This is a genomic window from Acinetobacter sp. YH12058, assembly GCF_013419805.1.
GTDB lineage: Bacteria > Pseudomonadota > Gammaproteobacteria > Pseudomonadales > Moraxellaceae > Acinetobacter > Acinetobacter towneri.
The window spans coordinates 1-1,127 of the sequence record NZ_VOZL01000064.1 but is presented as its reverse complement, the minus strand read 5'-3'; the positions used below and the strand labels follow the sequence as shown (position 1 = coordinate 1,127).

Annotated in this window: 2 protein-coding genes; both read right to left on the bottom strand. The window is 33.5% G+C overall.

What is annotated here, in order from left to right; all coding sequences use genetic code 11:
• On the bottom strand, window positions 1-200 hold a 200-nt coding region (locus FTU09_RS13710; RefSeq protein WP_180080595.1), incomplete at its 3' end, for a hypothetical protein.
• A partial coding sequence (locus FTU09_RS13705) for a replication initiation protein (protein WP_218951321.1) occupies window positions 197-1,127 on the bottom strand: 931 nt, incomplete at its 5' end. The genes FTU09_RS13705 and FTU09_RS13710, both read right to left, overlap by 4 nt.

The following is a 1,127-nucleotide window of genomic DNA, read 5'->3' as shown; positions in this document are numbered from 1 at the left end:
GAATCTTTTAAACGTGAATTTTTAGGTGCATCCGGATTCTTGAATTGATTAAAAACCTCTAATAATTCGCTGTGATGAGTGCTTAACCTTTCAATGTCTCTTTCAATAGCCATTCTTGGTGTCCACAGAGCAAGTAAACTTTGCTCATAATCTTTGAGTTCTTGATGACTCATTGCATCTAATTCAGCCTTAGTTCTCATGGTTTAAAATCCGTCTTGCTATGAAGAGCTTTAAAAATCCGTTTTGTTGTTTCCTCTCTTACACTTTTCGGATCTCGTAAGATGCCACTAATCCAGAGGGCAAATGTCGGGTAGTCTGGGAAATTACTGAGGTCTGATAGCTCAGAAAGTTTAGATAAAATAGTGCTGTACTTTTTAATTTGAGCATCAGACAGGTTGCAGAATATATCTATTGTTTTTGGATCTCGCTCAGGAGCTATTAATTTTGGCTTAGATTTTTCTTTCACAGTGAACTTAAAGCCGACAACAGAACGTCCTTTTTTAACTGGACTATAGTCAACTGTTACATCGGTAAATTCATTAATTTCATCTAATGAGCTCTTCAAAACTCTTCGTTTTAAGTTCCTCAAATCTCTATAAGATTCTGGTAAACCAAACTCTGTAAACATTTCATCTAGCGTTAATTCAAAGCCATTTTTTGCCTGATTTTTTTTCGCTAAATGGTAAAAGTCTATTGAGTAGTCTTTTTTTAATTTTAGAACTACATCTTTTTTATAACGAGTGTATGGATTGTATTTATCTAAAATTTTCAACATCACCAAAACAATAGATGTAAACCTTAAAGATATCCCTGCATCTTCATAAGTAGCATCAATTACCCAGTTAGAGTAGACCTTTTTCCCCCTATCATTAACGTATGAAAAGGACCGATCTACTAGTTTTTTTGACGCATTTTCAATTTGTTTATAAGCAGAATTGACTTTGATACCACAGTCATCAGCAAATTGTTGAGCAGATATTAAGATTTGATCTTGTTCACTTGCATCGATATTTCTAGCAATCGGAGAAGCCATAATTAAAATTCTTTTTTCATCTACAGACATGCTTTTAAAGCATTCAGTAACTTTGTTTTGAATAGCCATTGTTGTTACTGGATAAGATTTATCA